General features: G+C 29.5%; 7 protein-coding genes. 1 reads left to right on the forward strand and 6 read right to left on the reverse strand.

Annotation, left to right across the window (positions count from 1 at the left end; genetic code table 11):
- Window positions 1-98: 98 nt before the first annotated feature.
- From ES044_RS17450 to ES044_RS17460, 3 genes are all read right to left on the reverse strand, one after another.
- Complete coding sequence (locus ES044_RS17450) at window positions 99-1118, reverse strand: S8 family serine peptidase (protein ID WP_147187446.1); 1020 nt, start codon at window positions 1116-1118, stop codon at window positions 99-101.
- Window positions 1119-1337: 219 nt separating this feature from the next.
- On the reverse strand, window positions 1338-1637 hold the full coding sequence (locus ES044_RS17455; protein WP_147120606.1) for an ISAs1 family transposase: 300 nt from the start codon (window positions 1635-1637) through the stop codon (window positions 1338-1340).
- A 75-nt stretch (window positions 1638-1712) separates the two neighbouring features.
- The gene (locus ES044_RS17460; protein WP_147120607.1) at window positions 1713-2309 is read right to left on the reverse strand and encodes a hypothetical protein; all 597 of its coding nucleotides are present in this window, start codon (window positions 2307-2309) and stop codon (window positions 1713-1715) included.
- Window positions 2310-2509: 200 nt separating this feature from the next.
- Between ES044_RS17460 and ES044_RS17465 the strand changes: the two genes are divergently transcribed.
- Window positions 2510-4045, forward strand: coding sequence for a YifB family Mg chelatase-like AAA ATPase (locus ES044_RS17465; RefSeq protein ID WP_147120608.1), 1536 nt, complete (start codon window positions 2510-2512; stop codon window positions 4043-4045).
- Window positions 4046-4088: 43 nt separating this feature from the next.
- On the opposite strand, the gene ES044_RS17470 is transcribed toward ES044_RS17465, so the two are convergent.
- The 3 genes from ES044_RS17470 to ES044_RS17480 all read right to left on the reverse strand — a co-directional run bounded on the left by ES044_RS17470 (window position 4089) and on the right by ES044_RS17480 (window position 8067).
- Window positions 4089-6782 (reverse strand): carboxypeptidase-like regulatory domain-containing protein, encoded by a 2694-nt coding sequence (locus ES044_RS17470; RefSeq protein WP_147187447.1) that lies wholly within the window; start codon window positions 6780-6782, stop codon window positions 4089-4091.
- Window positions 6783-6843: 61 nt separating this feature from the next.
- Complete coding sequence (locus ES044_RS17475) at window positions 6844-7635, reverse strand: GLPGLI family protein (RefSeq protein WP_223269275.1); 792 nt, start codon at window positions 7633-7635, stop codon at window positions 6844-6846.
- Window positions 7636-7734: 99 nt separating this feature from the next.
- On the reverse strand, window positions 7735-8067 hold the full coding sequence (locus ES044_RS17480; RefSeq protein ID WP_147120611.1) for a hypothetical protein: 333 nt from the start codon (window positions 8065-8067) through the stop codon (window positions 7735-7737).
- Window positions 8068-8381: the final 314 nt, after the last annotated feature.

Raw genomic sequence — 8381 nt, forward strand, 5'->3', positions numbered from 1 at the left:
GCATTTTTAGCGTATTGGAATTACACTTTTAAGGTACTGAAATTTAGAAACTTAAAGGAATAAAAATGCTACTTTTTTTATTCCTTTTCTCTTTGTTTTCAAGGGGTAGTGACCTGCGAAACTTGAGTAAATGACTCTGCATACGAGCCAAAACTCATATTCAAAATAGTAGCTCCATTTTCAGAAGCATAAGTTACACCCTCTGCAATGGTAGATGCATTCCCAACACCATTACTTTGAAACACTTTAATAGGCATTAGTTTTACATTCCAAACGGCACCTGCAATTCCAATACCGTTTCCTCCTACTGCACCAGCAATACCTGCAACGTGTGTACCGTGCATATTGTCATCTAAAGGGGCATTGTCTACATTTATAAAATCCCAGCCTCTAATGTCATCTATATATCCATTCCCATCATCATCAAAACCTTCTACTCCGTTTAATTCTGCTTCGTTTATCCAAATGTTTTCAGCTAAATCTGGGTGTGTATAATCAATCCCTGTATCTAAAATAGCAATGGTTTGTGAACCATCACCTGTGCCGTATGCATCCCAAACCTTGTCTATTTTAACTGCAGCAATATTCGTTTGCTCGCTATATAAAGGGTCATTTGGAGTTACTGCATTATTTGTTGTTTCCTTTTTTGGATATATAATTTCTGAGTCTATGGTAAAATCATTTACATCGTAGTTGAAGTCAGGCTCTGCATATTCCACTTTCTCATTTTTATTTAAAGTGGCTAGAATTTCCTGAATGTTTTCAGTTTTAGAGTTTAAATCGACCAAGAAAATATTTTTCAAAGTTCCAGGGTTCGGTACTCTGTAATCTGTCCTTTTTTGTTTTTTACGAGCGACACTTTTTAAAATGGCTTTCTCTGTAAATAAAATAGTAGTGCTTTTTACTTTGCTTTCAATTCCTAAAAGTTGACCAATATTTACTTTCGAAATTCCTTTTCCCTTTGCATTATATGTTGTTTTGGTATCTACATTGTCTTTAAGTTTGACAATTATTTTACTAGGTACGTACTTAAAATTATCATCAAAAGGTTTTTTATCTTGGGCAGATACAGTCGTAATAAAGCATGCAAATAAAATGGATAGTAGCGTTTTTTTCATAGCTTAAGGTTTAAAATTTTATTACAAGAAATTTATAGTTTAGTTTAAACTTTTTTTAATGTGTGAAAATAATAATTGTTTTTTCTTTTGAGATCAAAGTACAACAATTTTAACCAAAACAAACATTAGTTCTTGCTTAGAGCAAGGCAGAATCATACTTTTATATTCAATATTTTGAGTAAATAGTCTTCATTGTATCCGGTCTGAAGCCTTTTACTTTTAATAGATAGTTTTTCGAATTTTCATTTTTAGTAAGTTTAAAGCAATTTTAAGTAAACCAGAATAATTTTGAGCAGCATTCCCAGCTCTCTTTCTAAAAGCATCTTCACAGAAAGCAACACCTAACGTCCAATCCAATTTGTTTTCTGCCGCCCAATGTGATCGTATCTTAAACTGAAATTCAATAGCATTATTATGTAAACTGGAAATATAATACTGTGTTGCTGTTTCTGTCACTTTATCGCTGTTTTTAAATTCACGAATACTCTCTATTTTTATAATACTAGTCAGTTTTTCCATGGATTATCCTGTTCAATAAACTTAAAATCAGTAATTACGCTACATATTTTAGTTTCAATACGTCCACGATCTAAATCATGTTTTGTATATATTTCTGGTTGTTTTGAAAATTTCACCAGATTCAATCGCTAATTCAGTATCCATAACACTTAAATATTTATTAATTCCGAAGGCTTTTCCGTTCATTTCTCCTAAAACCATCACTAGGTATAAAGGTTTCTTTTTACTGCCTCTATGATATGCTTTTATTTCTGTAACAATTGCATTTGTGTTCTTAAGACTATTGCTAGCCATTGCCTGCGCTTCTCCGTTTAAAGAAGATAAGATACTTCCAAATCCTGCAGGTCTGCCCATCTGAACAAATTCATAGGTTTTTTTACTAGTACTTCTTGAGTTAGAAACACCACCTCTTGCTTTGCTTCCATAGCTAGCAGAATAGGTTCTAGAGTTAAATTCTTGAGAAGTTGGATTTCCTAAAATAACCGTGTCACCAACTTGAATAACATTGTTATTAATTGTTTTGTATTGCTGAACTAATGTTCTGTTTTTAATATTTTTAAAAAAATTGATGTCTTGCGTGTTTTCATAGGTTAAAGAAGCTACTTCATTTTGAGCATTGCTGGTTGTGATGGTTAATAAAGCAAATACACATACTTGTAAAATTTTTTTCATAGGGTCTAGTTTACTTTTTGTTTTTTAAAACAGGTTTATATAATAATAATTGCAAGATCTGTAAAAAAAAAATACTTTAACTACGGTTTTCCGTAATAATTAAATATTTTTAGTTCTTAAATTGCCTACTCGAATTCAAAATATTTTTGAAACATCTATAATTTTATTTTTTCATCTATCTTTAGCAAAAAAGAAAAAGAATGCTAGTAAAAGTTTACGGTTCTGCAGTTTTTGGCATCGAAGCCACTACAATTACTGTTGAAGTTAATATCGATAAAGGAATTGGCTACCATTTAGTGGGTTTGCCCGATAATGCGGTTCGAGAAAGTTCTTACCGAATTTCTGCAGCGCTCAACAACAATAACTTCAAACTTCCTGGCAAGAAGATTATCATTAATATGGCACCAGCGGATATTAGAAAAGAAGGTGCAGCCTATGATTTAACTTTAGCCATGGGGATTCTTGCCGCTTCTGATCAAATTACATCAACAGATATAGAGGAATACTTAATCATGGGAGAGCTTTCTTTAGACGGAGGTCTACAGCCCATTAGAGGTGTTTTACCCATGGCTATTAAAGCGCGTGAAGAAGGTTTTAAATATTTTATTCTTCCAAAAGAAAACGCAAAAGAAGCCGCTATTGTAGATAACTTAATCATTTTAGGCGTAGAAAATATATTAGAAGTGATTCATCATTTTAATGGTAATCAAAAAATTGAACCAACAATTGTCGATACAATAGCAGAATTTAATAAAAACATCGATTTTCCTGAATTTGATTTTTCGGATGTAAAAGGACAGGAATCTATAAAACGATGTATGGAAATTGCCGCAGCAGGCGGACATAATATTATTTTAATTGGCCCTCCAGGTTCTGGAAAAACAATGCTAGCCAAACGACTGCCAAGTATTTTGCCGCCAATGACCTTGAACGAGGCTTTAGAAACAACTAAAATTCATTCTGTAGTTGGTAAAACTAAAAATCACGGCTTGTTATATCAAAGGCCTTTTAGAAGTCCGCATCATACAATCTCTAATGTTGCTTTGGTTGGCGGCGGACAGTACCCAAGACCCGGAGAAATTTCACTTTCACACAATGGCGTTTTATTTTTAGATGAGTTACCCGAATTTAAAAGAGAAGTTTTAGAAGTAATGCGCCAACCACTAGAAGATAGAGATGTGACTATTTCTAGAGCGAAGTTTACCGTTACCTATCCGTGTAGTTTTATGTTGGTGGCGAGTATGAACCCGAGTCCGAGTGGTTATTTTAATGATCCGAACTCACCAATGACCTCATCTCCGCAAGAAATGCAACGGTATTTAAGTAAAATTTCTGGCCCTTTGTTAGACAGAATTGACATTCATATTGAGGTTACACCGGTTCCGTTTGAAAAATTATCCGAAGAAAGAAAAGGAGAATCATCTGTAGACATTAGAAAACGAGTTACTGCCGGCAGAGAAATACAATCTGAACGTTTTAAAGATTTTGAAAACATTCATTACAATGCACAAATGACGGTAAAACAGATTCGGGAGTATTGTAAATTATCTCCAGAAAGTTTATCACTTTTAAAAACGGCGATGGAAAAATTAAATCTTTCTGCTAGAGCCTATGATAGGATTTTAAAAGTTTCAAGAACGATTGCAGATTTAGCTGATATTCAAGATATTTCTCCAGATCATATTGCAGAAGCGATACAATATAGAAGTTTAGATAGAGATGGTTGGTTGGGGTAAATTTTATGAAGTTAAGATGATTACTTCAAAGACTCTTATAGTCTTAAAATCTATATTTAAAATTAATTAATATATATTTAGGTAGTAAGTTATAAATTATAGTAGTTGAAGAAACATCACCAATAATACCATTCTTAAACTCTGTTGTATCTGTTAAATTACGTGCCATGATTGAGTAAGACCATCTACTATTTTTAGGCTTATACCGTATATCTGAATCTAGAAAAAAATAATTATTTACACCTCCATTTATATTATCAAAAAAGAAATGCTCTCCTTTAATTTGGATATCAAATAGCTCGCTTAAAATCAGTGAAAGGTCAGCGAAACTGTTATTATTGGTAAATGAATTTGAGAACTCATTATCGTTAATATTAACTTTAATAAAATTAAAAGTTGTGCCCAAATGAAAATTAAACTTACCATTAAAGGCAGATCGCAATTCTAACCCAAAATTATAATTTCTATTTTGAACTTGACGGAGCTCGGAATCATTTACAATATTAGTAAAATTAGATATGTTGTATTCATTTTTTACCTTAAGATTTGTCATTAATTTACTAAAATAATAATCTGTTGTTGTACTTACTTTTAATAGTTCACGGTTTTTAATTATAATGCGTTCAGAAATAAAAACATTTTGTTTTATTTGTTGATTAGACGATAAAAAGTTATGATTTTTAGTGTAGTTAACATTAATTGATGTGAAAAATTTATCAGTCCAATTACCCAATTGATATATAAAACTGCCACCACTTGAATCTAATTGATTGAACGTTCCTGTACCTCGTTTAAAACTGCGAAAACCAGTAAGAAAAAAATTATTATAGATGTCTAAAATACTTGCATTTGTTACATTATAAAATAGACCAAACCCTACTTTGTTATTCTTATTTATTTTATAACTAAAATTTAATTTAGGATTTATAAATAAAGGGTTTTGATTTATTACATCTGATGTTTTTAACTCGTTAAACATTTGATGTAATTCGATATTACCTGAAATTTTGTATTTTTTTTTCCACTCCTTCTGATACTTTAATTTTAAATTTAAATCATTTAAAATATAAACGACACTGTTTTGATAGTTTATTGGTGTTGATTGATTTGAAGTTTCGCTTTCAATCAATCTAAAAGTATTTTCAAACTGATATCGATGGTATTCATTTCCTAAAGAAAGTTCAAATAAGTCACCATTACTTTTTCGATCTAAATAATGAATATTTATGCCACCGTAGAATACCCTGTTATTAGTATCCTGATTTACTTGATCTGGCTGAAAATCAATATTTGTAAATAATTCATCAAAGAAAACCTGATTAACATTGTACTCTTGTTGTGAGGATTCATTAATAATTCTTCCTGATATTAAGAATACTTTTTTATCACTTAATTTATTGGTGTAAATGCTATTATGATTAAATCTATTAGAAAAGGTACCTAATAACTCTGTAGTTGATTCACCATTAAAATCAAGTAATGATTTATCATTTTGAGTTTTGTAACTATAAGAAGTTTCAGATGTAATGGTTTGATTTTTAGATATATCATAATTAATGATCGCTTTACCAATACTTGTTAATTTACTGTTATTTAATTGATAGCTCTCTATATTCGTGAAATTTGTGTTGTTCCCAAAAAATATATTTCTGCTTGTTTTAATAAAATTTTCATTATTCCAGTTTACAAACCCATTGGTTTTAATTTTAATGCGTTTATTTGGATTGAAAATAGCATTTAGCGATATTAACTGTGTGTCATTAAAATTTGCTCTATTTGAAGTAAAATTAAAAAAATCAGGGTTTAAATTTATAGCATCTGATATTTTTACATCATCACCAATTCTACCTGGTTCATTATAACTATAAGAATTTGTAAAACTGTTTAAGTCACCTGTTATGTCTGTGCCTGTTGAATTTGAACTACCAAGAAAGTAATATTTAGATTTTTTATCAAAACTCATCAAATTAACTCTTCCTTGATGAAATTTATTAAAAAAAATATCATTGCCTAGTTCTATGTTTCCAAACCACTGTCTTTTTGCTTCTTCATCTAGTGTAAGGTTTATAGCAATTTTATTACTTTCTTCAATATGTTTAAGTAATTTATTATTAGAATAGTTTAATAAAATCTGAATTTTGTCAATTGGTTTTGCGGTCATGTTTTTGGTAAGTATTCGATAACCTTTTTCAAAAAAATCGTCTCCCTCCACCATTACTTTTTCTACTTCCTGATTATTATACTTTATAATCCCATCAGAACTTACAAAAAGTCCAGGTATTTTTTTCATTAAGTCTTCAATTACATCTTCATTACCTGTGGCAAAAGCTTTTGCACTAATTGTAATAGTATCATTACGTGATTTTATTGGTGCATAAGATTTAATGATGATTTCATCTAATTGAATATTTTTTTCTTGTAATTTAAAATTAATGATATGTTCTTCGTTGATTTTTTCAATTTTTAAAAATTTTTGTGGTGTCGTATAATTTAAAGATTTTACGCCTATAAAAAAACCACCTATTTCTTTAATCTTAAGGCTGTAATAACCCAATGAATCCGTTTGTGAGTATACCGAAACAGTGCTGTCGAGAGCTTTTTTTAGAATTATATTTGCAAATACAGCATTGTTATTTATGTCCGTAACCTTGCCTTTTATTTGTCCTTTTGTTTGAGATATAAAAATGAAAATAAAAAGAAAAGAAATATAAAAATGAAAAAAATTAATTTTTAGCATAGAAGTATTCAGTTTAGAATAAAAATTAATTTAACCTAATTATCGTCGTATGATGCTAAATTTACTTTATCTCAATTTGCTCTCCAAGATTAACTTCGTATGTAACCTTATCTTTTCTTGAGCCTTTTACGCTGATTCTTTTCATTAGTTCTTCTAACTTTTTCAATTGTATTTTATCAAACTCCTTTCTTGAAACCCACTTATATTTGTCAATAAATATTGATGGTATTTTCTCTTTTGATCTGGAAATTTTAGTAATATTAAATGAAACTTTATTATTAGAATCGTGTGCTTGTAGAATCAAACCTGGTAATCCGTGAAGTTTCCAAGGACCTACTTTTGAGGGTATTTCTAAAGTGTACCATGCATAATACAATCTGCCTTTTACTTTTGCTACTGCAAGGTTACATTTAAAATTAGCAATTGTTTTAGCTGTATCCTTAACATATTCCCATTCTACATAACTATCTAAATCTAATTTACCGTAATTCTTGACATTAGATTGTATTTCATATATTTTTTTAGACTCTTGTTCTGTATAAACAGCATACTTTACAGGATCTGAAATAACAATTGAAAGATTTCCAAAATCATCTTTACTCTCTTGATCTAAAAGTTGTTTACTTTTATAAGTAAAAAGTGATGCCTTGTTATTAAACACCAATCTGGCTTTATACTCTGAATATATTTGAAAATCAAGATTCATATCGTAGTCCAAAATCATGACTGTCTTATTTTGCCCAGTGCAATTATTTACAAATAATAAAGATGACAAAAAGTAAAGAACAGATGTTAAACTAATCTTACAATATATATATTTTTTGAGATTTAAAACTTTATTGACACATATCATAGTTGTTGTTTTTTGGAAAATATATAAAATTAAAATTTCTGTTACTTCTTGATTCAATTATATCAAGAAATAACAGATTTACTTACGCTTTAACTAATACTAAAACCAACTATTCCACCAAGAAGATTCCTCTGCTACAACTGTTAATGAAGCTCTAGTTTGTGCAACTCTTCTAGCAAATCTACCACCAAAACCCTCACAGTCACCTGTCATTGTAAAAGATGCTGAAGCTACACCAACTGTTATTGTTACTGTAGCAGAACATTGACCCTGATCTTCAAAAGCAATTGAGCTAATATTATTTTCCAAATAAGAATAAAACTCTTTTTCATTAGTAAAAGAAATTTCTATTTTTTCATTAGAATTTAGATTTTCTATTCTCAAATCCCAAGAATCAGATTTAGGGTTGTCACCTATTGAAGCCAAAGCCATAGAAGAAGTTAAAATAAGAGCTGCAAATACTAAATAAATTTTTTTTATTTTATTTTATTTTAATTATTAATAATATACAAGAATAGTAATAATAATAATAATAACAGCCAAATAACAAACAAGTTGTTTTTAAATTTAACGAAATAATTATACCATTGGTTAAAATTTAACATAATATATAAATTTATTGAGGTAAGTAGATAATTTCATATCTTGTAAGTCAATAAAATAGGGTGATTATGGATTTATTTACAGGACAAAACCTTTTAGAGTTTACTGAACGGTTTAAAACAGATAAAAATTGCAAAGAATAT

The organism is Polaribacter sp. IC066, assembly GCF_007997085.1.
In the GTDB taxonomy this organism is placed as follows: domain Bacteria; phylum Bacteroidota; class Bacteroidia; order Flavobacteriales; family Flavobacteriaceae; genus Polaribacter.

Excerpts from the sequence above, each read along its gene's own strand:
- ES044_RS17460 (WP_147120607.1), bottom strand. The coding sequence starts at position 2,309 with ATGAAAAAAATTTTACAAGTATGTGTATTTGCTTTATTAACCATCACA.
- ES044_RS17465 (WP_147120608.1), top strand. The coding sequence starts at position 2,510 with ATGCTAGTAAAAGTTTACGGTTCTGCAGTTTTTGGCATCGAAGCCACT.
- ES044_RS17455 (WP_147120606.1), bottom strand. The coding sequence starts at position 1,637 with ATGGAAAAACTGACTAGTATTATAAAAATAGAGAGTATTCGTGAATTT.
- ES044_RS17480 (WP_147120611.1), bottom strand. The coding sequence starts at position 8,067 with ATGGCTTTGGCTTCAATAGGTGACAACCCTAAATCTGATTCTTGGGAT.
- ES044_RS17470 (WP_147187447.1), bottom strand. The coding sequence starts at position 6,782 with ATGCTAAAAATTAATTTTTTTCATTTTTATATTTCTTTTCTTTTTATT.
- ES044_RS17475 (WP_223269275.1), bottom strand. The coding sequence starts at position 7,635 with ATGATATGTGTCAATAAAGTTTTAAATCTCAAAAAATATATATATTGT.
- ES044_RS17450 (WP_147187446.1), bottom strand. The coding sequence starts at position 1,118 with ATGAAAAAAACGCTACTATCCATTTTATTTGCATGCTTTATTACGACT.